This window comes from Pseudomonas sp. B21-009 (genome assembly GCF_024749345.1).
GTDB lineage: Bacteria > Pseudomonadota > Gammaproteobacteria > Pseudomonadales > Pseudomonadaceae > Aquipseudomonas.
This window is the reverse complement of the sequence record NZ_CP087199.1, coordinates 3,714,849-3,737,989: the sequence shown is the minus strand read 5'-3', so window position 1 is coordinate 3,737,989 and position 23,141 is coordinate 3,714,849. Positions and strand designations below refer to the sequence as shown.

The 23,141-nt window shown below is 57.4% G+C and carries 20 protein-coding genes and 2 pseudogenes; 17 read left to right on the top strand and 5 right to left on the bottom strand.

The features are described 5' to 3' along the window. Nucleotides 1-390: 390 nt before the first annotated feature. The 15 genes and pseudogenes from LOY34_RS17015 to LOY34_RS27550 all read left to right on the top strand — a co-directional run bounded on the left by LOY34_RS17015 (nt 391) and on the right by LOY34_RS27550 (nt 13,773). Entirely contained in the window at nt 391-1,101 is a 711-nt protein-coding gene (locus LOY34_RS17015) for a hypothetical protein (RefSeq protein ID WP_258663649.1), read from the top strand. A gap of 57 nt (nt 1,102-1,158) precedes the next feature. Then, the gene (locus LOY34_RS17010; RefSeq protein WP_258663648.1) at nt 1,159-4,050 is read left to right on the top strand and encodes a phage tail tape measure protein; all 2,892 of its coding nucleotides are present in this window, start codon (nt 1,159-1,161) and stop codon (nt 4,048-4,050) included. A gap of 18 nt (nt 4,051-4,068) precedes the next feature. Then, entirely contained in the window at nt 4,069-4,653 is a 585-nt protein-coding gene (locus LOY34_RS17005) for a hypothetical protein (RefSeq protein WP_258663646.1), read from the top strand. Then, nucleotides 4,653-5,255 carry a DUF2163 domain-containing protein gene (locus LOY34_RS17000; protein WP_258663644.1) on the top strand — a complete coding sequence of 201 codons (603 nt, stop codon included), beginning with the start codon at nt 4,653-4,655 and terminating at the stop codon, nt 5,253-5,255. The genes LOY34_RS17005 and LOY34_RS17000 overlap by 1 nt, the downstream gene beginning before the upstream one ends. Before the next feature lie 2 nt (nt 5,256-5,257). Further along, entirely contained in the window at nt 5,258-5,659 is a 402-nt protein-coding gene (locus tag LOY34_RS16995) for a DUF6950 family protein (RefSeq protein WP_258663642.1), read from the top strand. Continuing rightward, on the top strand, nt 5,656-8,994 hold the full coding sequence (locus LOY34_RS16990) for a phage tail protein (protein WP_258663641.1): 3,339 nt from the start codon (nt 5,656-5,658) through the stop codon (nt 8,992-8,994). Before LOY34_RS16995 ends, LOY34_RS16990 begins: the two co-directional genes overlap by 4 nt. 21 nt (nt 8,995-9,015) lie before the next feature. Then, nucleotides 9,016-9,396, top strand: a complete 381-nt coding sequence (locus tag LOY34_RS16985) for a hypothetical protein (protein ID WP_230090964.1) — start codon at nt 9,016-9,018, stop codon at nt 9,394-9,396. Further along, on the top strand, nt 9,396-10,124 hold the full coding sequence (locus LOY34_RS16980) for a hypothetical protein (RefSeq protein WP_258663640.1): 729 nt from the start codon (nt 9,396-9,398) through the stop codon (nt 10,122-10,124). Before LOY34_RS16985 ends, LOY34_RS16980 begins: the two co-directional genes overlap by 1 nt. 10 nt (nt 10,125-10,134) lie before the next feature. Next, on the top strand, nt 10,135-10,986 hold the full coding sequence (locus tag LOY34_RS16975; RefSeq protein WP_258663639.1) for a phage tail protein: 852 nt from the start codon (nt 10,135-10,137) through the stop codon (nt 10,984-10,986). Continuing rightward, nucleotides 10,983-11,324, top strand: coding sequence for a hypothetical protein (locus LOY34_RS16970; RefSeq protein ID WP_258663638.1), 342 nt, complete (start codon nt 10,983-10,985; stop codon nt 11,322-11,324). The genes LOY34_RS16975 and LOY34_RS16970 overlap by 4 nt, the downstream gene beginning before the upstream one ends. Continuing rightward, a complete protein-coding gene (locus LOY34_RS16965) occupies nt 11,321-11,548 on the top strand; it encodes a hypothetical protein (RefSeq protein ID WP_195884155.1) in 228 nt (75 codons plus the stop codon). The genes LOY34_RS16970 and LOY34_RS16965 overlap by 4 nt, the downstream gene beginning before the upstream one ends. Before the next feature lie 59 nt (nt 11,549-11,607). Then, nucleotides 11,608-12,417 (top strand): phage tail protein, encoded by an 810-nt coding sequence (locus LOY34_RS16960; protein ID WP_258663636.1) that lies wholly within the window; start codon nt 11,608-11,610, stop codon nt 12,415-12,417. Nucleotides 12,418-12,426: 9 nt separating this feature from the next. Beyond that, nucleotides 12,427-13,050 (top strand): glycoside hydrolase family 19 protein, encoded by a 624-nt coding sequence (locus LOY34_RS16955; RefSeq protein ID WP_258663634.1) that lies wholly within the window; start codon nt 12,427-12,429, stop codon nt 13,048-13,050. Beyond that, nucleotides 13,047-13,562, top strand: coding sequence for a DUF2514 domain-containing protein (locus LOY34_RS16950; RefSeq protein ID WP_258663633.1), 516 nt, complete (start codon nt 13,047-13,049; stop codon nt 13,560-13,562). Before LOY34_RS16955 ends, LOY34_RS16950 begins: the two co-directional genes overlap by 4 nt. A gap of 1 nt (nt 13,563) precedes the next feature. Then, nucleotides 13,564-13,773, top strand: a pseudogene (locus tag LOY34_RS27550) (hypothetical protein). A 5-nt stretch (nt 13,774-13,778) separates the two neighbouring features. On the opposite strand, the gene LOY34_RS16945 reads toward LOY34_RS27550, so the two are convergent. Next, on the bottom strand, nt 13,779-14,810 hold the full coding sequence (locus LOY34_RS16945) for an acyltransferase (protein ID WP_258665124.1): 1,032 nt from the start codon (nt 14,808-14,810) through the stop codon (nt 13,779-13,781). A 152-nt stretch (nt 14,811-14,962) separates the two neighbouring features. Here LOY34_RS16945 and LOY34_RS16940 point away from each other — a divergent pair, with 152 nt between their 5' ends. Both LOY34_RS16940 and LOY34_RS16935 read left to right on the top strand, forming a co-directional pair. Then, a complete protein-coding gene (locus LOY34_RS16940; RefSeq protein WP_258663631.1) occupies nt 14,963-15,256 on the top strand; it encodes a hypothetical protein in 294 nt (97 codons plus the stop codon). Continuing rightward, nucleotides 15,253-15,528: a hypothetical protein gene (locus LOY34_RS16935; RefSeq protein WP_258663630.1), complete on the top strand. Its 276-nt coding sequence runs from the start codon at nt 15,253-15,255 to the stop codon at nt 15,526-15,528. Before LOY34_RS16940 ends, LOY34_RS16935 begins: the two co-directional genes overlap by 4 nt. A gap of 625 nt (nt 15,529-16,153) precedes the next feature. Here LOY34_RS16935 and LOY34_RS27545 read toward each other — a convergent pair. The 4 genes and pseudogenes from LOY34_RS27545 to LOY34_RS16915 all read right to left on the bottom strand — a co-directional run. Next, a pseudogene (locus LOY34_RS27545) lies at nt 16,154-16,377 on the bottom strand (hypothetical protein); the annotation flags it as partial. A 20-nt stretch (nt 16,378-16,397) separates the two neighbouring features. Continuing rightward, complete coding sequence (locus LOY34_RS16925) at nt 16,398-19,439, bottom strand: type I restriction endonuclease subunit R (protein WP_048365973.1); 3,042 nt, start codon at nt 19,437-19,439, stop codon at nt 16,398-16,400. Nucleotides 19,440-19,448: 9 nt separating this feature from the next. Continuing rightward, entirely contained in the window at nt 19,449-20,726 is a 1,278-nt protein-coding gene (locus LOY34_RS16920; protein WP_258663626.1) for a restriction endonuclease subunit S, read from the bottom strand. Nucleotides 20,727-20,731: 5 nt separating this feature from the next. Then, entirely contained in the window at nt 20,732-23,122 is a 2,391-nt protein-coding gene (locus LOY34_RS16915; protein ID WP_258663624.1) for a class I SAM-dependent DNA methyltransferase, read from the bottom strand. Nucleotides 23,123-23,141 lie beyond the last annotated feature (19 nt).

Here is a 23,141-nt window from a genome sequence, read left to right as displayed (position 1 = left end):
CAAAGCTGCTCATGCCGACCTCCAGGTCATAAACGCGCCAAATTGGCGCAATCCCAGTCCTTGGGCTTGCAGGCAAAGGACTGGGGGTATCCGTTGCGTGAAGGCGAGAGGCTACTATCGGTGAGCGGTGCGGCGTTACTGGGCATTCGTACAGCCCGTTTTGGTGCTCCTTTCTGATGATGGTAGATTGGCAAAAAATCGGGAGGCATCATCAGAATGGGATCTGTTGCGAGAATCGCGCTATTTTCGTGTTTGTTTTCAACCGTAGCCTTGGCCAGCCCTTGGGAAAGATCCACTCAGCGAGATGAGATGAGAGGCACATCAACAGAAGTGGCCGCTACGCGCGCTAAGTCTACTGATGATGCCGGCACCCAATTGGTCATGCATGTCATGGACAAAGGTGAAAATGTGCATGCTGTGGTCTTTCAGCTGAGCGGTGGGAAGGTTGAATGCCCCGAGCGGATATGTGATTTCGATGTGCGTTTCGGGCCAGGCGATGTGCAGTCTCAGTCCTTCGGTGTGGATGCTGCGGGCACCTCTTTGATTCCGACAAAGAGCTCTGCCTTTGCTGGTTCGGTAGGTTTGGTTCGTGAAGTCTTCATAGAAATACCACTCACGTCAGGCGTTAATAGTCAGTTCAAATTCGAGATTGATGAGCCTGCGTTCCAGAGAGTGAAAAGGCCTTCATTCTCCTTTGTGGGGCTTGAATTCGGTGCTTCCGCTGCGGCGCTTCCGACAGATTTCAGAACCGTAGATTCATCGCCGAGCATTTCATGCAGAGAGGCGAAGGCAGTCGACGGAAAGGTTCATGGCGTGGCAGCGAAGTCGGCAAGGATGTGCTTCTACCAGGATATGTTCTATGCGCTGTTCATCGAGGCATCGAACAAGTCCCAGGCTGACACTGTAAGTAAATTTATCTCTTCTCAGCTCGGCCCTAGGGATCAGGGGGGCATGTCAAGATGGCCAGCAGACACCGGTAAAGTAATCGATTTGAATACAGTTTCTGGATCTTTCTGGTCAGACATGAAGGTGAGGGGGGCGGGTAGATTCATGATTTTGGACGAGTCGATTTCGGCGCTCGTGCCACAGCCTAAGAAGTAAAACCAAATTCAATAGAACCGCCTCAGGAGGCGGTTTTTTTATGCCCGGAGAAAATCAATGGCCCAAACATCCCGCCTGGTTCTGAAAATTGACAGTCGGGACGCCGAGCAGAAGGCGGCCGATACTCGCAAGGCCCTTGATGCTTTGGAGTCGGCAGGGCTTCGTGCGAAGCCAGCCATGGACAAGCTAGCAAGTGGTCTCGATGGAGTTGGTGAATCGTCAGGGGCGGCTAGCAAGAACGTAAGAGCCCAGCGGCAGCAGTTGGAGGAGCTTCTCGGAAGTATCGACCCCATCACCCGCAAGCTCGGAGAGCTTGACCGGCAGGAGAGAGAGCTCGCCAAGAACAAGAAGCTCGGCTTGATCGACGCAGAAACTTTCGCCGACTACCAAGGAAAGATCACTGCGACTCGTACCGAGCTTGGACGATTCAATGCCGATATGACCAAAACTGGTATGTCTGCGAAAGCAACCGCTGCAGCATTACGTGGCGTGCCAGCTCAGTTCACGGACATTGCTGTTTCTCTTCAAGGGGGGCAATCACCGCTGACTGTGTTCCTTCAGCAAGGCGGCCAGTTGAAAGACATGTTCGGCGGCGCGGTGCCGGCGGCCAAAGCGCTTGGCGGATACATTCTCGGCTTGGTAAACCCGTTTACAGTCGCTGCAGCCGCAGTAGGCACGCTTGGGCTGGCCTATCACCAAGGATCAAGAGAAGCAGATGCTTACCGTCTGGCGCTTGTCACTACAGGAAACGCAGCTGGCACATCAAGTCTGGCATTGGCCGGGATGGCCACCACTATCAGCGCAACCGTTGGCACGACCGGAAAGGCCGCTGATGTCCTGGCCCAGCTTGCAGCGAACGGTAAAATTGCAAGCTCTGGATTCGAGCAGATTGCCGCCGCAGCCATCAGTTTTGAGAGCGCAACCGGCAAGGCTGTATCGGCAACCATCGCGGAATTCGCCTCACTGGCTGAAGACCCTGTTAAGACCCTGGCAGCCTTAAACGAGAAGTACAACTTCCTAACTGCATCGGTTTACGAGCAGGTGCGGGCGCTGCAAGAGCAGGGAGACAAGCAGGCCGCAGCGGCCCTGGCTCAGGACGCTTACGCCAAGGCCTTGGACGCTCGCGCCAAGACAATCAAGGAAAGCCTAGGCACCATCGAGAGCGCTTGGAATGCTGTAGCAGGGGCAGCAAAAAAAAGCTGGGATGCCATGCTTGGTATTGGTCGCGAGCAGTCTCTGGATGAGCAGATCGCTAACACCAAACAACTGCTGGAGGATCGCAAAACCAGTTTCGCCGCCAAGCTATTCCCGGATACGCTCGGCGCCGAAAGTGATTCGACTCGCTTCCTGCAGACCCGGCTCAATCTCCTGGAGAAGCAAAAGCAGCTGCTCGCCGCTCAAGGCAAGGAAGAGGGTGAAAATGCCCGCATTCAGAGAGAGGGGCAGAAGGCCTACGAGGACTTCCAGAAGAGCATTGAGGCGAATTTCACCAAGCGTCAGAAGAGGAACAAGGCGCTTGAAGACGAGGAAAAGCGCATCAGTGCCGCCCGCGCAGCTGGATACACGATTACTGCTGAGCAGGAGGCCGCGGCTCTTAAGGCAATCCGCGAAAATTCAATTTACAAGGAGGCTGCCGAGAAAAAACCGAAAGCCTACACCGAAAACGCTGGAATCAAGGCGCTCGATCAGGCCAAACAGCAATACGCAGTCCTTCAGCAACAAAACGCACTGATCGGCGTGCAAAAGGGCGAGGTCGACAAGCTCGGCGCCGCCGGCCAGGCCCTGGTGAAGTGGGAGCAGGAACTCGCCGATATCAAGGGCAAGAAAACGCTCACCGCCGACCAGAAGTCACTGGTAGCCAACCAGGAACTGATTACCGCCCAGTTGAAGAAAAATGCGGCACTTGAACGGGAAAACCAGCTCAAGAAGATCTCCACCGAGGAGACCCGCAAGCTTCTGGCCTTCCAGGAGAACCTGAACAGCCAGCTGGCCAAGGCGCAAACTGGTCTCGACAACAGTCTGGCCGGTATGGGCATGGGGGATCAGCAGCGGGCGCGGCTGCAGGAACAGCTCAGCATCCAGCAGCAGTACCAGACGCAAATGGACAATCTGCTCCAGCAGCGCAACGAGGGCCGGATCAGCCAGTCGCTCTACGAGCAGGAGAGCGAAGCCTTGCGCCAAGCCCTGGAACGGCGCCTGGCGATGCAGGGGCAGTATTACGTTGAAGTAGACAGGATGCAGTCGGATTGGTCGGTAGGTGCTTCTTCGGCCTTCCAGACCTATGCCGAGCAAGCTGCAAACGTCGCCGGGCAAACACGTGAGCTTTTCACTCGCGCCTTCAGCAACATGGAAGACGCGGTGGTGACCTTCGTGAAGACCGGGAAGCTGTCCTTCAAAGACTTCGCCAATGGAGTCATTGAGGACCTGATCCGCATCCAAGTTCGTCAGGCGGCGGCCGGCTTTCTGAGCACGGCCTTCAGCTTCATGAGCGGCGGCAGCGCGGCTGTGGGGCAGGGCACCATGACCGGGACCAGCGAAACCATCTCTCGGGTCGGTTTCTCGTCAGGGGGCTACACCGGTGACGGCGGAAAGTTTGAGCCGAAAGGCGTCGTGCACGGTGGTGAGTTTGTCGTGCGCAAGGAGGTGGTCAGTCAACCAGGTGCTCGTGAGTTCTTGGAGCGCATGAACGCCAACTCCAATGGCTATGCCGATGGAGGCTACGTCTCACCAACCCCAGTCGCGGCATCCAGTAGCGTCACGCAAAGCGTTGCCGCTGGAGGATCTGCGCCGAGCATCACCCAACAGTTCAACTTCCAAGGCGCGCCTGACGACGCAACTATCAGCCTCGTAAAGGATGCCGCCTACCAGGGCGCAAAGGGCGGGTACGAGATGGTCATGCGAGACCTCAAACAGAACGGACCAATCCGCCAGCTTATCGCGCGGCGCTAAGTGCTTAAGGAGTAACGCATGGCTCTCACGTGGCCTGCTTCGCTGCGCCCGTCAGAAATGACATGGGGCATCGTCAACAACAGCCGGGCGTTTACTTCAACGCTGTCGAACGCTCAGCAGATCGTGGGCTACCCGGGGGCGTATTGGCAGTGCACCTTGACGTTCGGCTTGCTGACTAGGGCCCAGGAGCGCGAACTGTCGTCGTTCCTGGGGCGCCTGGATGGGATGTTTGGGACGTTCAACATGCCGGCGTTCACCAGGAGGCGCACGGTCAGCATTGGCGCGCTGACGGTGATATCGGGCAACGCCCAGGCTCGCAGCATGGTGGTCGCCGGGGCTGCGCCAAGCTCCGTCATCTTCAGCGCTGGCGACTACATCACGATTGCAGGGGAGATGTTCGAGGTGACCGATGCTGCGTCGTCGAATGCCCAGGGCCAGGCAACTTTGATGCTGAACAAGCGCATTCGAAAATCGCTGACCGCCGGCGCCGCGGTCGAGTACCTCAACCCATATTCCGAGATGCGCATGACCTCGGATACCTGGTCGATGTCGGTACGCCCGGTCATCGCCAATGGTTCCTATCAATTCAGGGAGGCCTTCTGATGCCATCCGCATTTCCCTTCAGCCAGAGCGTGGTGAACATCATCGCCACCGGCAAGTTCATGCCGGTTTATGCCGTGCAGTTGGATTTTGCCGACGGCATGGTCTTCGCGCATACCGGTACCGGCCAGCTCGTTGTTGACGGTGTGACCTATGAGGGTGTGGGCAACTTCGGCCAGGTAAGCCAGTCGCAGGAGAGCGACAACTCGGGCTCGCCGATGTCCGTGGAGCTGACCTTGAGCGGCCTGGATGCCTACATCCTGTCGGAAACCAATATTCGCGGGTGCCGGGGCAGGGCGGCCAAGGTCCTGTTCATCGTCTTCGATGAAGCCGGCAACTATGCCGCGGACATCCTTTTCTCCGGACGCATGGATGCCGCCAAGTTCTCGTTTGCCGGTAACGGCCAGGACGGGAACAGCATCACGGTCCCTGTCGTCGACCGGATGGCCGAGTGGAGCCGGACCGGTACCGAGCGCTTCACCGATGAAAACCACCGGGCCCGCCACCAGGATGACCGGTTCTTCTATGCCATTGCGCAAATGTCCGAATGGCCAATCTACTGGGGCTCCAGCAAGGACGCACCGGCGTTTACCTACGGGAACTAGCGATGCGACATCGAGACTGGACTACCCGTCTGAACGACGTGATCAAGGCTGCCCAAGGGCGGCCTTTTTCGTGGGGCGAATTTGACTGCTGCCTTTTTGCGGCCGACTGCGCTGCCGCCGTTTGCGGCGTCGATCCAGCCGAGCAGTACCGCGGCAAGTACAAGACGGAAACCGGTGCTAAGCGTCAGCTGAAGAAGCAGCACGGGAGCCTTGAGGCTGCCTGGGATGCATGTTTCTCCAGGGTATCGCTGGCGTTTATCCAGCGCGGCGATGTTGTGCTGTACGACGCACCAGGTGGACGAAGCATGGCTGTGTTCTGGGCCGGGGATTACTGGTCCGCTACTGAAGACGGAGCGCACCGAATCGAGTGTGAGCCGAAGGCCGCATGGAGAGTTGAAGCATGAGCGGTGGCGTAAAGAAAATTGCTCAGGTTGTGGTCGGCGCCGTGATCGGTTTTGTCCAGGGTGGCCCTGTCGGCGCCGCCATTGGTGCCGGCCTGGCCTTCTACGCTGCCGAGCAGCAGGAGAAGCTGAACACCAAGTCCCCGCTACGGGACAATGAGCCATCCGCGCAGACCGTCCGCTCCTCAAAGGCCCCGGTCCGTTTCATCCTTGGCCGGGTTGCCACCGGTGGCGTGCTGGTGTGGGCCCAGGAGCAGTCTGGCGCCCAGGCCGAAGGGGAATGGCTGCACCTGGTGTATGTGCTGTGTGAAGGTGCGGTGGATGCACTGGAGGAGATCTACTTGGGCGAGGAGCCTATCGCCTCCTACGGCCAGTTCGCCAGCTATGAGCTGGTGGTGAACCCCACTCAGGTCAATGCCTTCCTCAAGGCCAACTGCCCCGACTGGAAAGACAGCCAGATTGGGCGCGGCCTTTCCTACGTCAGGCTTTCTCTGCAATACAGCGCCGAGAAATTTCCGTCCGGCATTCCTGATGCGCGCTTTGTGGTTCGCGGTCGAAACGATCTGTACGACCCGCGCACCGGCATGAGCGGCTACTCGGCCAACACTGCTCTGCACCTGCTGTGGTACCTGCGGGCCCGGTGCAATGTGCCTGACGATGAGATCGTCTTCGAGACCTTCGCCAGTGCTGCGAACGTGTGCGATGAGTCTGTTGGCAATGCTGACGGCTCGGTAAGTGCGCGGTACAGAACTGCCTGCGTCATCGGTGCCGACGAGCAGAAGTCCGGCGTGTTGCAGAAGCTTGAGGCGGCCTGCGCTGGGAAGCTGATCCGCGTCGGCGGTCGGTGGATGCTCCAGGCTGGGGCCTACTACGGCCCTTACGACTTCGAGATCACCGAGGACATGGTGATCGGCACCATCGGCGGCAGTACTGAGCCGTCAAACGACGCTGCCATCAACACTGTGCGCGGCACCTTCATTGATCCTACTCAGTCGTGGACCGAGACGGATTACCCAGAGGTGAGCATCGCGGAGTGGGTGGTGCAGGACGGCGGCGAGGCGGCGGAAACGCTTACCTTCTCCTATGTGACAGACCCCTACCTGGCCCAGCGCCTGGCAAACATCGAGCTTCGCCGGCGCCGTGCTGGCGGAGTGATCACCATTCCGATGAACTTCGCCGGCTACAACTGCCGCCCCGGGCGCGTGGTGCGCGTGAACCTGCCGTCGCTGAACATCCTCGGTGAGTTCATCGTGACCAACTGGTCCATGGGGGACGAAGAGGGTTGCAACGTCCAGGTGCAGCAGTATGAGGCGGCGATCTTCGACGACGCCGTGGGCGAGCCGTACAACCCGATTGGTTTCATCAATCTGCCTTCTGGAGGGCTGGGGTCGCCAACAGGTCTGGCCTGGGTCCAAGAAACGGGGGCCGAGGTCGTTCAGGGCGTACTGACCTGGGCGCCAAGCGGCGGAATCGTTTCGGAATACGCCGTGATCGTCCGCCAGGGCGTGAATGTTGTGCAGTCACACACCATCCAAGCAGCAAGTAATCGCTGCCAGATCAGCGGGCTGCCATCTGGCAACTACACGATGAGTGTTGCGGCAATAGGGCCTATGGCCCGCTCAGGCGAGGCGACCATCAATGTCAGCGTAAATGGTCCCCCTATCCCGGAATTTTGCTCTGTGCAGTCCGCGCTTGAGTCGATCACGCTGATACCGAGCAACCCATCAGCAGGTTTGAACGGGGGCACCTATGAGTACTTCTTCACGACCAACCCGAACGCACCTTCCAGCGACGCGGTCTACCTCGGGCAGGGCCTGAGCTTCACTCATACTGGCCTCGCGTTCTTCACGAACTACTTCTATTACATCCGCTCAACCAATGCCTATGGGAAGAGCCCGTTCCTGTTTGTCCCTGCATCAACGTCGAACGACGTTAGCGCCTACTTGCAGGCCTTGGCAGGCAAGATTACCGAGAGCGAGCTGGGACAGGAGTTGTTGAAGGAGATCGAGAAGATCTCCGGCGATGGTCCAGGCTCTGTGAATGACCGCCTGGAAGAGCTCAACGAGCAGCTGCAGGAGCAGATCGGCAACCTGGTTGACGCGCTGGAGTACAACCCAGAGCAACCGTACCTGAAGGATGACGCTGTTCGCCTGGGCCAGCGCCTGTACCAGGCCAAGCAACCGGTCCCGGCAGATCCCTCTGGAGCGAATGCGCCACCGAACCCGCTGTACTGGCTGGATATCGGGCAGGTGGTGCAGAGCGCCAATGGGCTTGCTGCGCAGGTAGAACAGAATACGACCGACATTACCGATCTGGACGGCGTGGTTACCGCCCAGGCAACAAGCCTGCAATCGCTGCAGGCAGCTTGGCGCGCTGACGTTGACGACGATGGCGGCATGTCCGACGCCAACGCAGCCTGGGACGCCCAGGCCGGTATCAGCGAACAGCGCAAGGTGTTTGCAACTGAGCAGCAGGCATCCGCCGAACGCTTCATCGCGATTGACGCCAAGGTCGGGCAGAACGCCGCCGGGCTTTCCACCCTGGAAAAGGCGGTGGCCACCCAGAGCGAGGCTACGGCCACGCGCCTGGATCAACTGAAGGCCGAGGTCGACGACAACGCGGCGGACATTCAGGAGGTGTCCGAGGCGCAGGTGACAACCGACCAGGCCGTGGCTTCGATGCGAACTTCTGTCGAGGCGGTTTACACCGCCGGCCGGGATGATACGGGGGAGGGCGACCTGCTCAGTGCATTGGACGCCCAGAAGTCGCAAGCCAAGTTCGCAAGCGATGTTCGCATCCTGGCGAATGCCGATCAGGTCTCGGCCCGCAAGATGGAGACGCTCGAGGCCTCGATCGGCGAGACCAGCGCTTCGGTTCAGCAGGTCAGTGAAGCCCTGGTCGGAGTCGATGGGCGAGTGTCGGCAATGACCACCATCAAGGCGCAAACCACATCTGGCGGCAGAACCGTTATGGCCGGGCTGGCGCTGGGCAGTAACGGGGAAACCTCGGAGATCCTGGCGTTCGCTCAGCGCTTTGCCGTGGTCGATGAGGTTTCTGGCCAGCTCTCAGTGCCGTTCGTGGTGCAGAACGGTCAGGTGTTCATCAATCAGGCGTTTATCAGCCAGGCCTTCATCAAGGAAATAATCCTAGGCATGACGTTGCGCTCCGCAGCAGTGAACTCGCAGGGATTGCCGCTTCTGGAAATCAATGTTCCAGCAGGAACGTTCATTCTTCGCGGCCAGGACGCCGACGGCTCGACGCTGCTGAATAACGGTGGCCATTACGTCTATGACGCCAACGGCAAATTGAGAACGGCAACCGGTCGATTGGTTTTGTGAGGGATTATGTCTATTTATGGAATGAGCGTGAGGGATGCCAATGAAGTAGAAACATTGGGCATGTCAGATTTCACATTGTCCAAGTTGGCACAAGTCATTATTCCGGCCTCTAACTCTACCGGCCAAGGTTTGCGGTCTGACTACATCGAGCTTGATGTTCCGGGGTACGATCCTGCGACTTGCTTCGTAACGATTGTACCGCGTGTTTATGCTCAGTACGAACAGCCTGGATACTTCGATGGGTGGGGGTGTGTTCCTGTATATCGTGATCTGGGTGGCACTAAGATCGCGATATACACGTACACCAACAGGCGCTTCGCAACGGGTGTTGGCGGTAACTACCGTGACGAATGGATTTCATCGGTCGTTGAAAGCGTTGTTGAAGTCGTGAGGGTGATGTAATGGCCGAATATGGTTTTTACGCATCCAATGACTTTGGCTCTGTCACCATCACAAGTACCTATAAGGTCATGGTCTTTTCCGAAAGAGGCACCTTCAACATCACCTCTCGGTACACGGACCGCCCAGGAAGCGGACTTGTTACATTTGCGAAGCCCATCCTGACCCTGGAGCCCCCGCAGGTTTTTCTCCGGCATGTCTCAGGGGTGCACAGCACTCTGGGGCTATACGTCACGATGCTCGGATCATCGGGCGGCTGGACAGGGTTCTTAATCACTTCGGCGGTAAGGGGCGGCAATCAGTTGCAGAGCTACCTGGTGGAGTATGTTGCCTGTAAGTATGCAGATGCGCCCAGCGCTGAAATGTATGGGCGAAACATATGGGATGCCAACGGTCGAATTGTTTTTTCCTCCAGTGATCGTGTTGTCAGGTTCAACAAATTTACAAAGAACTGGACGAAATCACAGGGCGTTAACGTAGATGAGTATTTCAGCGGTTTAACGATTGACGCCGATGATTATATTTCTGTCACCAGTTTCGATCGAGGGGTTGAATGGTTTGCTGGTGGCGCTCGCTATGCCGGGGTAACCATTTGGGATTTTAACGCGCCTGCGCTAACTATCTTTTGCGACAAGCAAACGGGTGGCGGCTACAGCTATCCGTATGGTACTGACGGGACAAGCTTTTCAATTCCTGTCTGTAAGTTTCCAATTTCCAAGTATTACAACTAGGAGCGATTACATGCCATGGTACAGAACAGGCACGGTCGCGATCACGGCCGGCCAGAACACGGTGTCCGGTACCGGCACTGCCTTCTCGGCAAACGCCCGAGTGGGTGATGCTTTCCAGGGGCCTGACGGCCGCTGGTACGAAGTGACCAACATTGCCAGCGGCACGGTGCTCACCATTCTGCCGGCTTACCTGGGGGCGACTGTCGCGGCCGGCACTTATGGCCTTGCGCCGATGCAGGGGTACGTGAAGGAATCAGCTGATCGGCTGCGCCAGGTCGTCGAGCAGTACGGCGCAACGCTGGTTCTGTTTGGTGGTGCTGCTGATGCGGCGACGCTAAGGGCAAACATTGCTGCCGCGACCCGGGGCCAGAACGCCGACATCACGGCACTCCTGGGCCTGACCACCGCACTCAGCGTTGCCCAGGGCGGCACCGGCGGCAACACAGCTGCGGCTGGCCGCGCCGGGTTAGGGCTGGGAACGGCCGCCACGGCAAATGCCGTGGGCACGGTTTCCCAATCGGGCGGGGTATCGACGGGCGCGATCATCGAGCGTGGTTCCAACGCCTCGGGCCGCTACACGAAATTTGCCGACGGCACGATGATCTGTTCGGCAACGCTGAACTTCTCCCAGGCGGTCACCTTCGCCCAGGACGGGCTATTCATCGGGGCCACGCCGACGTTCGGCTTTCCGGCGGCCTTTATTGCACCGCCTCAGTTCACGTTCAGCGCGCGGGCGCAGACGGTTTCCACCCAGCCCAATGCTGTGACCGCGACGACCTATCAGGGCCTGGTCATGTCCATGACTTCCAGGACCATCACAGCAGACTTTGTAATGACAGCCCAAGGCAGGTGGTACGCATGAGACTCAAACTGATACCGATCAACTCGGACGCCTCTCTGGCCATTCACAAGCTGGGTGACGTGCTGACCATCAATGGCTTGCCGTATGACTTCGGTCCGCTGCCAGATGGCGCCACGCTCCCGGCCGAGGCCATTGGCTGCCCGTGGATCAACCAGCCAGTGGAGCGCATCAACGGCGTGCTAGTCATTCCGATCACCATGCCGCACGGTGCTGAAGCCGGGGAGCGGTCTCGCTTCCCCGCGGACATTGTCGATGCCCCAGACGGCCCGATTGCGCTGCCGACCGACCAAGACCCGAAGCCCGCTGCAGGCAAAGTAATTGAGGTAACCGACGAATGATTGATTTCAGTAAGGCCAAAACCGCAGAGCAGAAAGCCAACGAGGCCCGCCAGGCAGAGCGCGACGCGGCGCTGGCGTCCCGGCGTGCGGCCTATACCGCCGAGAGCGATCGCCTGAAGTTCGAGGCTGAGTATGACGCGCTGGCGGCCGGCACTGAACCCGATTACAGCGCCTGGATCGCTGCAGTCGCCGCCATCAAGGAACGCTACCCGCTCCCGCAGTAACGGTCAGAGCGTCAGCGCACCCGCCATCGAGCGGGTTTATTTTTGCCTGGAGAAAAAGCATGCCCTGGAGCAGAGCAGGAACAGTGGCCGTAACAGCTGGCCAGAAGACGGTCACCGGTACCGGCACGGCGTTCACCTTGAATGGCCGGGTCGGTGACGCCTGGGTCGGGCCGGACGGCCGGCAGTACGAGGTCACGAACATTATCAGCCCGACGTCGCTGAGCATCGAGCCCGGGTATCTGGGTTCGACTGTTTCCGCAGGCGCCTACGCCCTGGTGCCGATTCAGGGGTGGCCCAAGGCTGCAGCTGATCGGATGCACCAGATCATCGACCAGTGGGGCGTAGCGCTTTCCTCGCTGGGCGCCGTGTCGACAGAGAACGTGGTGCCGGTGACCAAGGGCGGGACGGGCGGAACGACGCAGGCAGCTGCTCGGAATGGCCTCGGCCTGAAGGCAGCGGCGGTGGCGGATATCGTCGGTACCGTCTCGCAGGCCTCGGGCGTGCCCACTGGCGCGATCATCGAGTCAGGCACCAACGCGAACGGCGAGTACGTGAAGTTTGCCAACGGCACCCTCATCTGCGCGGCGGCGGTTGTGCTCGAGTTCAGTGTGGCCCTGACCCTGCTGAAGCTCTGGTCCTTTCCCGCGGCCTTTTCGGCGGCGCCGAAGGTAACCGTCACGCCGATTCAGGGGCTGTCGGCCGATTCGGCCCCGGTGACGTTCGCCGAGTTTGGTCCCGCGATGGCGGCCTCTATCAACACCGTCCAGTGTGTGCCGCGCCTGTGGCGCACCGCCGGCGGCACCAACAGCTTCATCAGTACGTCCGTGGCCACCGTGCACTGTCACGCCATCGGCCGCTGGTTCAACTAGGAGAAACGCATGCCCCCTTTGACCGAGCAGCAGTTGCTGCAGATCCTCCCAAACGCCCGCCCAGTCGCGGGCATTTTTTTGCCTGCGCTGAACCGGGCCATGGCGCGCTACAAGGTCGACAGCCCGGTGCGCGTGGCCGCGTTCCTCGCTCAGATCGGGCATGAGTCGGGTCAGCTGCGCAACCTGGTGGAGAGCCTGAACTACAGCGCCGAGGCTTTGGTGCGCACCTGGCCCAGCCGGTTCACCGCAGAGTCGGCGGCCGCCTGCGCGCGGCAGCCGGAGAAGATCGCCAACATCGTTTACAGCGGGCGCATGGGCAACACTCGCCCGGGGGACGGCTGGCGGTACCGTGGGCGTGGCCTGATCCAGCTCACCGGGCGATCGAACTATGCCGCCGCCGGCGCCGGCCTGGCCCTGCCGCTGGAGGACAACCCCGAGCTGCTCGAGCAGCCCGAGCACGCCGCCATGTCCGCCGCCTGGTGGTGGTCGACCCACGGCCTGAATGAGCTGGCCGACGCCGGCCGCTTCCAGGACATCGGCAGCGTGATCAACACCGGCAAGCCTGGTCGGGTGCCGCACGGCGCCGCTGAGCGAAGGGCCCTGTATGACCGCGCGCTGAAGGTGCTGGCGTGATCAGCTGGCGCACGATCGGCGCCGCGGTCTCGCTGGCGCTGGTGGTCTGGGCGTTCTGGGGCATCTACGAGCTCGGGCGCTCGACCATGAATGCCGAATGGAAGGCGCGCTGGGCTGTCCGTGATGCAGGTGATCAGCAGGCCTGGGCGCAGGAAGAGGCCAGCGCCCGCAGTGAAGAGCAACGCCGCGCAGCGGCACAGGAGGAGGCGAGAGCAAATGCCCGGGAACAAGAACACACTGCAGCTGTTGATGGCGCTGGCGCTGATGCTGCTGGCCAGCGGATGCGCGACAAGGCTGCCCGATATGCCACCACCGCGGGCAAGTGCGCCACAGATTCCGCCGCTGCCGCCCGAGGCCAGGCAGCCACCCGCGCCGCCATGGTGCTCTCCGACCTGCTCGCACGGGCTGATGCTCGAGCGGGAGAGCTGGCGAAAGCGTATGACCGAGCCCGAATAGCAGGGCTTGCGTGCGAGGCGTCCTATACTGCGCTGATCAAGCAGGCGAAGCAGTAGCGTGAAGAAGGCCCTGACGGGAGTTGTTGAGGCTGGCGAGTCGCTGATTCAGTAGGCCATCGATGCGCAGCGGCGCTACCAAGCTGCCCAGGACGCCGGCGAACCAGCGGCAGAAATCGAACGCCTGCGCCTGGAGGCCGAATCACTCTATCAGGCTGTCACTGAGTATCAGCTGCGGTCGCTTGGCGGGCCAGCACCTTCAGCGCTTTGATCTCATCACTGAGCACCCTCTTTTTGTAGGCATGTTTTAGCGCTAGCGCTCTGGGCGCCCTTCACTAGCCTGGAGATTGGCCTTTCAATGGCGTGAAAGCTAAAAGCCGAAGTTATACAAGTTCCGACCATCGCCCCGATGAATGTGATGGCGGGGTGTAAATGAAACATAGCTCCAGTCTTTACCATTGCACATATGATCAAAATATGGCAAAGGTAGGTGGAGTAAGACCAATCTCCAAGCTGAGTGAGTATGGTGGACCTGGGTAAGATATGCTCTTGTGAGAGTGCGCATAAAATAATAATAGCGCAAGGTATCCCTGATCTTACAGGGCTATGTGTTACTTGCCCATAGTAAATGATAAGACCTAAAGCGCACCCGGTACCCACCAAAGCTACGGTTGGCTTGATTCTATTAACCCATCCTCGCCGGTATGCATAAGCAATGGCAACACCAAGCAAAAACTCAAATACGATTGGGTTTCCGTAAAATTCGAACGCGCCACCCAGTGTCGGGGCGACCCAGTAAAGCAGGCATATCCCTATCGCTAGTGCAAATATTCGTAGTTTATGTGGGGAAAACATGGAGATTAAAAATACAGCGTAGAATGCCATCTCATAGTTTAGCGTCCACCCCACAGTCATCATCGGGAAGAAACCTATTCCGGTAGGGTTCTGTATTGGAACGAACAGCAAGCTTTTCAACAGGAAAGCCGGCTCGAAGAGAGTATATGGAATCATTCCTGGAACAAGTACTATAGTCGCAGCTGTCGCGAGCGTGAACATCCAATAAGCTGGCGCCACGCGAGCTAAGCGATGGATGGAAAATGTCAAGGGAGTTACATTTCTGCCGGCTGTAGATAGGTAGATAACGAAACCGCTGATTACAAAAAAAAGGTCAACCCCAATCGCTCCATATCTGTGCAGAGCTATGGAGATCGGGTCCGTTAGCTGGAAATTATAGGCCACCTGCATATAGTGATGGAGAACAACTAGCCATGCGGCTAGCGCTCGTAGCGCCTGTATGGAGTTAAGCATTTTCAAGGCCACTTTTAAATTGAGTGATTCTACATGAGTCTCACGACTCGATGCGCAAAGCTCGAAGATATCTCAAGCTGACCGCCCACCGGTAATTGCGAGGCTGTGGGCAAATCCATAGCATGCTGTATTTTTATACAGTGGTGGCCAGCATGCGTTTCCTCATCCTGCGCCGGCGAAAGCTCGGCGTTGCCATTCCGACCGATCAGCTGCGGAAGATGCAGCCGCTGGCCGGCGACATCCAGATCAGTGAATGTCACAGCGACAGCCTGGGGCGTTCGACAATCAGCGCTTGGATCTTCAGTTCAGGGCCAGGCCCTGACGTCTTCCCGCGGCTGCTCGACGTGAAGATCACCGGCATGGCACAGGTCGGGATGAACATCACCGGTGTAGAAGAGGTCGACGGCGCGCTGTATGCGCAGTCCTGGTGGTGCAGGTCGCCATGATTACGGGTTTCCCTTTGGCCTGGCTGGCTGAGCTCAATGATCGTTTTTCCCTGGTTACGGATCCTTACGGGCGCGTCGCAGCGCTCAACGAGATGGCCTATGCCGCCCATCGCCGGCAGGAAGTCGACGACAGCGTGCTGGGCGACATGCTTGAACTTGTCGAAGCGGCCAAGCTATGGGCGCTGATCGAGCAAGAGGAGGCGTCGGCGATCGGGATCTTTGACGACCATCCGGTGGGCGCACCTGGTGCCAAATGGCTTCGCCAAACCTGATTTCAGTGAGTAGCTATATAAAGGAAGGGAATCGGTCGGCAGAACGCCGGGATGGGCAGATGGCCTGCGTGAGAATTGCGTGACTCTCCTTGAACCCCAAAAACACCTATGAGCAGTCGATTGCAGCGAGCGCCGGTGTAGGTGCCGTATTTACAGGGTTCCAATGGCTACTGCACGCATGGGGTGCAAGGGGTCGAGTGTTCGAATCACTCCGTCCCGACCATTATTTAGAACGACTAAGCCACCTTCGGGTGGCTTTGTTGTTTCTGGGGTAGGGCAATTTTTGGTTGAATTGGTCTTGTTCAATATCCCGATCTTCTGCTCAGAGTAGTTAGGGCTGGTCCTCGTGAAGCAGTGGCTTACATCGTATTTGTCGCCTCTATCGGCTGGCAAACCCGGCTTCCGAGTTGTGGTTGCTGATGCTCCCGTTCTTGTGATTAACCTTAATGAAAGGCCTGAGGTGCTTGGGCATCAATGTGCCGGGGTAATTTGAATACGTTCAGTAATGTATTGATTTATAAGATTAATATCGGGTTTTATTTTTTGTTGGAATACCCATTGGAATACTGCACTCCACTTGACCTCCCGTTTGCATTCGATCTGACCAGCACGCTTCGTGACCATGAGCCAGCACATCCTCTTGCCGGCTGATGTGATTAGCGATGCCGGTAAAGAACCGCTCACCTCAGCAACGAAGCTGTCGCTCAGCGCCTTGATGATCTCCGACACCCGCGTCTTCTCCGAATCATGGGCCATGCCTCTGCCTACCGCGTTGGCTGGGTCGAGCCCATAGTCGTCGTCCTCTGCGCTTAACCGTATCTGATGTTCTGCGCGCTTGCGCAGCCGGTAGACTGCCCAGTTCTTTCGCTTTATGCGCTTGCCTGATTGTCCAAGTTCTTTTTGAGCACCTGTTCGATGTTCTGGCTCCATGCCGCTTTGAACGCTGGATCAGAAGCAAACAGCTTATAGAGCTCCAGCTCGTCCTTCCGCCTTTTCAGCATTACGTCCTGGAGCATCTTTTCCAATGCGAGGCCACGATTGTATGGGTCAGCATTGTCCTCGTATTTGGCCGAGTAGTCGGGGTGTGCGCGGATGCTGTTGACGATGTTGACGAACTTGACGCGTTGCTCCTCCGGAGTCGCGCTCCAGCCCTGAAACCAACGCTCGTTGAAGCTGCGAATGATTTCATCCAACGGATCAGTTTCTGGATCGCCGTCGCGGTTGCCGCGCGGGTTCGGGTTTTGCGGCGTCAGTTCTGTGTCGGAATCGTCGAGGCCGATTTCGTGGTTCAACTTGGTGCGCTCCAAGCCGTACGATGACAGGTCAACTGCCTCAAGCAGTTCATCCAGCATATCCTGATTGGGATCTTTGATCTTGAGCTTGGGGATCAGAAACTTCAGCATCCAGAACAGCTTTTCCCACGCCAGCACTTCAAACGGGATGATCGATGCCATCTGACCATAGATCTTCACGAACTGCTTGGCCTTGATCTTGAAATCGATTTTCTCGGGGTCGAGCAACTCCAACTCAGCGTTGAAGCGATTGGCTGCGAGATCGATGATCGGGCTGAGGGCCTGGGCATCTTCACCGGCAAAATAACGTGTGACGAAGTCTTCGACCTCCTGCCACTCGTATACTCCAGCTTGGTCCAATGCGTCCTTCAGCTCGTGCAACACGTTGACGTCGGTCACCTCGGATAGCGTTGTCACGGTGTAGAAGGGATCGAAGGCCGTCTTGATGTCATCGACGCTATTGAAGAAGTCGAGGATAAACAGATCTTCCGTACGCTTGCCCAGTTTAGGGGCCGAACGGTTCAGTCGGGACAGCGCCTGAACGGCCAAGACAAACTGCAGCTTCTTGTCCACATACATTGCGGTCAGTTTGGGTTGGTCGAATCCGGTCAGGTACTTGTTGGCGACGATCAGCAGCCGATAGTCGTCAGTGTCGAACTTTTCCCGCGTCTCGCTTTCGGGAAAGCCGTTCATCTCGGCTTCGGTGTACTTAAGCCCATCGACGATTTTCTCTCCCGAAAAAGCGATCAGCGCCTTGAATGGGGTTCCTTGGGCATCGAGCAGTTTGGTTACCGCCTTGTAATAGCGGACCGCGGCTTCGATGTTTTGGGTAATGATCATCCCCTTCGCCTTGCCGCGAAGCTTCTTGGCATTCACGACCTGAGCAATGAAATGGTCCAGCATGATCTCGGCCTTGGTGTTGATCGTTTGCTGGCTGCGTTCGACATAGGCGCGCAGTTTCTTTTGGGCCTTCGCGGTGTCGAAAAGCGGGTTTTCTTCAACCGACTTCTGGATTTCGTAATAGCTTTTATAAGTTGTGTAGTTGGCCAGTACGTTGAGGATGAACCCTTCTTCGATCGCCTGCTTCATGCTGTAAAGATGGAACGGCTTGAAACTGCCGTCGGACTGTTGTTCACCAAATTTCTCAAGCGTGGTGGCCTTGGGTGTCGCGGTAAAGGCCAGATAGGAGGCATTACCGCGCATCTTGCGCGACTGCATCGCCGCCAAGATGCGGTCCTGCGAGTCATCCTCGTCCGAGTCCACATCGCCCGCGCCCATCGCGCGGTTCATGTTGTCATGCGCTTGGCCGCTTTGTCCGCTATGCGCTTCGTCGATGATCACGGCGAAACGTTTGTCGCTTAGGTCCGATATACCGTCGATGATGAAGGGGAACTTCTGGATAGTTGTGATGATGATTTTCTTGCCGTTCTCCAACGCTGATTTCAAGTCGGCCGACCTCAGTGCTGGGGCGACGATGTTCTTGACCTCGGAGAAATCCTTGATGTTGTCGCGCAGTTGCTTGTCGAGCAAGCGCCGGTCCGTCACCACAATGACCGAGTCAAACAAGGGCTGGTCCAGACCCTTGGCGCCAGGCAGATCTGCGCTTTTGGGGTACGCTTCGATCAACTGATAGGCGGCCCAGGTGATCGAATTCGATTTGCCTGACCCCGCCGAGTGTTGGATCAGATAGCTGTGGCCGATACCATTGGTGGACGCATGGTCCAGCAGGCGCCGCACTACGTCCAACTGCTGATAGCGTGGAAATATCAGCGATTTCTTCGCCAGCGGCTCAGTCACTTTGCCCTCCAGCAGAACGAAATGCTGGATGATGCCTGCAAGGCTGGTCGGCGCAAACACTTCTTCCCACAGATAGGCGGTCTTGTGGCCGTTGGGGTTTGGCGGGTTTCCCTCGCCGTTGTTGTGGCCCTTGTTGAAGGGCAAGAAGAATGTAGAGGGTCCGGCCAGTTTGGTCGCCATGAACACCTCGTCGGTGTCCACCGCCATATGCACCAGCGCGCGGCCAAATTGCAGCAGAGACTGGGTGGCGTCACGCTTTTCGCGGTACTGCTTCTGGCCGTGAAAGCGGGCGGTTTGACCGGTCCAAGCGTTCTTTAACTCGACCGTGATAAGGGGCATGCCGTTCAGGAACAGCACCATGTCGATCTCTTCCAGCAGGTTGCTCTGCGAATAGCGAACCTGGCGAGTGATGCTCCAAATATTGGCGGCGAAGTTTTCGTGGACGCGGGCGGCAGAGCTGGCCAGCGGGGAGGGATACATCAGCGAGAAGAATGCATCATCGATCGGCAGACCCTTTTTCAGCATATGCAGCAGGCCGTGCTTTTTGATCATCCGATCAAAGCGCTCAAGGATCTTGGCCTGCCAATCGGTGGGGTTGCGGTCACGCAGCTTGGTCAGCTCCTTTCCTTGGGTGGTTTCAAGGAACTGCCAGAAAATCGCGGTATCCAGCGCGAACTGGGCGTTGAAATCGGCGGGATGGCCGATGCGGTAAGGGCCGCTGCCGACTGGCGCGGGGCTGCCGCCGAGTTCTTCGCTGGTGTGACCGGTCAGATGTGTCTGAATGGCCTGCTCCAGTGCTACTTCCTTGGTATTGCTAACCATGCTGATTCCCTAAATGACCTTGATTTGGCCTGTGATCGCGGCATTGATCAGGCTGGTTTTGTATTCCTTGAGTGCGGAGATCTGGTCTTGCTTGATTGAAATGGCAGCTTCGAATCTGGATGCAAGCTGGTCTAGGTGCGCAACAATTTCGTCCTGTTCTACTCTGGGAGGAATGAGCAACGGAATATCCATGAAGCTGTCAGTGTAAAGCCGGTAAAAGCCTTCCACGATACCGCGAACGCGCAACCTGAGCTCACCGAGGTATTTCGATGTCTTAAACAGCGCTTCATAGTATTGACTCGATGCGCCATCTACAAAGGGTCGAAACACTGAGTAATCTGGGCTAACTAAGCCCTCCATAGGCGCAATGGAAAAAACAGCGAGGTGAGCTTTCAGACGATTCAGTACGAGGTCGCCTACCCGAACAAGTTTTGCGCCCTCGTAGCTTTCAGAAACCAACGACTTTTCAACGAGATTGGCAGGAACGAGACCGAGTTTCTGACTCATCGAAAGGTGCTGTTCTGTACCCTTTGCCGATCTTTCATTGATTTCGACAAACATGTGTTTGTTGCGCTGCACCGCCCAATGCGCGGGGATTTTGCCGATCCAGTCAATGCCGCTGTCTTTCATCGGGACATCGGGCTCCAGGCCGCGGGTGACGGCGTGTTGGATCAGGATCTGCCGCCGCTCGCGCAACAGAGCGATCTGCTGTTCCTTTATCCGCACCGCCTCATCTACCCGCGCGCATTTTTCATCCAAAAACGCCGCGATGGCGCGTTGTTCGAGTACGGGAATTACGAAGAGATCAACTGCAGAGAAATTTTCAAAATTTAAATCTTGCCCGTCTCGGATGAAATGACCTGTAATCTGTAGCGCCTGAATGTATCTAGGGGCCTTCAATACATAGGCATAGAATGCAGGGTGAATTTTTGGGCCAGGCTTCAGTATGATATAGGAGGAGCGAATACACCCAGCCGCCTTGGCGCGTTCTATCCCCCCCTGAAAACTCCGCATACTGATTACGAAGTCGTCTATTTCAACGTGCTTACGCTTTTCTAGGTTGGTCTGTATTTGTGTGACCCTGCGGCCAACCATGTCTTGATAATCGGCTTGTGGAATAACTCCATGCGATTGTGTCGCTGATAGTTGAATGTCATTGCTTCGAGCAAGCTCCTTGCTTTGTGAGAAGAGGAACTTGCTTCTGCGCACCTCCCAGTGATCGGGAATAACGCCGATCCACTCAACACAGCTGTCCTTGTAATTGTCATAAGCCGGATAGGCTGCCATCCCCATCACACCGCTCCCGCCAAATCCGCCGTCTTCACCCCAAGGATATCGGCGATCAGGCCATCGGCCATTTGCTCCAGCGCCAGAATATCCTGTGTCACTTCCGCAAGGCTGCGTAGGGGTTTGTGTCGATAGAAGTATTTGTTGAAGCTGATCTCATACCCGATCTTGAAGCCATCCCGGTTGATCCATGCTTCGTCTATATGCGGCTTCACTTCGGCGCGGAAATAGCGGTGGATGCTGTCTTTCAGCGGCACAGACTCGTTATCGCGCAAATCGCTGCTGCTGGCATAGCTCAGATAGCTGCCGTCGGGCTGCTTATACAGTCCGAAATCGCCCAGATCAGCCACGTCGCAGCCCAGACGCGTAGCCACCGATGCAAGCTCGGCCGCCGTAAAACGCAGGGATTTGTCGATGACCTTGGCTGCGTCTTCGGCATACCAGCTGACCGCGTTCAGGATGGCGTTTTTTTGGGTCGCCGATAGCTTGATTTTGCGGGTCTTCAACACCTTGACGACCTGCTCGCTGAAGGCGTTGAAATCGGCGGACTCCTCGGTGCCCATCGCCTGCATCAGTTGCAACCCCACGTCGATCAGATCGCGCTGGGCCCCCCATGACGCGGTATCGACCAACTTAGCGCGCTGTTTGGTGTTCAGAATAATCTCACGCTCCTCGCACCAGGCCTGGATCGCCTTAGCCTGGTCTTTGAGGAAGCCAGGCTCGTATACCTTGACGCCATGTTCTGCCCAAAGCTGTTCCATCGGTTCGCGCAAGGATTTGTCAAAGCGCAGAACCTCCAGCCGTTCGACACTGAACTGGGCGCGGCGGCGATCGGGACGTTCGATGGTGACCTTGTGATAGCCGAAATCGATATTGTCAAAGATCTGCACCGCGATGCCGAAGGGGTCGTTATTGGCGTCGACCTGCCGTTTTATGGGTTGGAAATTGAGGTAGGCGGTGATGATCTCGTCGATATGTTCGGGGGCGAACTCACAGTTCTTGTCGCCAAGGTTCTTACGCAGTTTGCGGAACATCAGATTGGCGTCGATCAGCTGCACGCGGCCCCGACGGTCGGCGGGCTTGGCATTGGTCAGCAGCCAGATATAGGTGGTGATGCCGGTATTGTAGAACAGGTTGTTCGGCAGTTGGATGATGGTGTCGAGCAGGTCGTTTTCGATGATATAGCGGCGGATGTTGGATTCGCCGCTGCCTGCGTCGCCGGTGAACAGGCTGGAGCCGTTGTGGACCGATGCGATGCGCGAGCCGATGGCGCTGTCCTTGGTGGATTTCATCTTGCCCACCATTTCCATCAGGAACAGCAACTGGCCGTCGCTGGAGCGGGGGGTGGCATCTTGGACCTCGACGTTGCCCCAGTAATCGGCCAGCGGCACCTTGAAACGGGGGTCGATGATGTCCTTTCCGTCCTTAATGTATTTCAGCTCGCTGTTCCAACTTTTGCCGTAGGGCGGGTTGGACAGCATGAAATCAAAGCGATGGGCGGCGAATTCGTCGGTAGACAAGGTGGAACCGACCTTGATGTTCTCGGGGTTGTTGCCCTTTATCATCATGTCGGATTTGCAGATGGCATAGGTCTCGTCGTTGATTTCCTTGCCGTATAGGTAGACGTCGCCGATGGCCTTGATCTGACCTTCGGGATCGATGACGTAGTTCTGAGATTCCGTCAGCATGCCGCCGCTGCCGCATGCGGGGTCATAGATGGTCATGACGGGGGGCAAGCGGTCCTTGATCGGGTCGAAGATGAGGTGCGTCATGAGGTGGATCACCTCGCGCGGGGTAAAATGCTCGCCAGCCTCTTCGTTGTTTTCTTCGTTGAACTTGCGAATCAGTTCTTCAAAGACATAGCCCATGCCGAGGTTGCTGAGGGCTGGGAGAGTGTTGCCGTCCGGGTCTTCGACCTGGTGCGGCGTGAGGTTGATGTAAGGCGAGATGAACTTTTCCAGCACATCCAGCAGGACCTGCTTGTTAGCCATGTGCCGCATCTGTTCCAGCAGCTTGAAGCGCGAGATGATCTCTTTGACGTTGTCGCTGAACCCGTTCAAATAGTCTTCCACGTTGGCCAGCAGTATCTGTTGGTTGTTAGTGGCGGTTGCATGCAGCAGCTTCAGTGTCCATTTGCTTGTGTTGAAGAATACGTAGCCAGAGGCCGCCTTTAGCGGTGCATCGTCCAGCTCAGTCGCCTTCATTTCGCCTTTCTGAAAGCGGACCTCCTCCAGGACTTCGGCCTTGGTGGGCTCGAGGAGAGTATCGAGGCGACGCAGAACAACCATCGGCAGGATGACGTCACGGTATTTGCCCCGGACGTAAACGTCGCGAAGGCAGTCATCCGCGATAGACCAAATGAATGAGACAAGTTTGGTATGTGCGTAATGGTTCATGGGGAAGGGGCTATTGTCC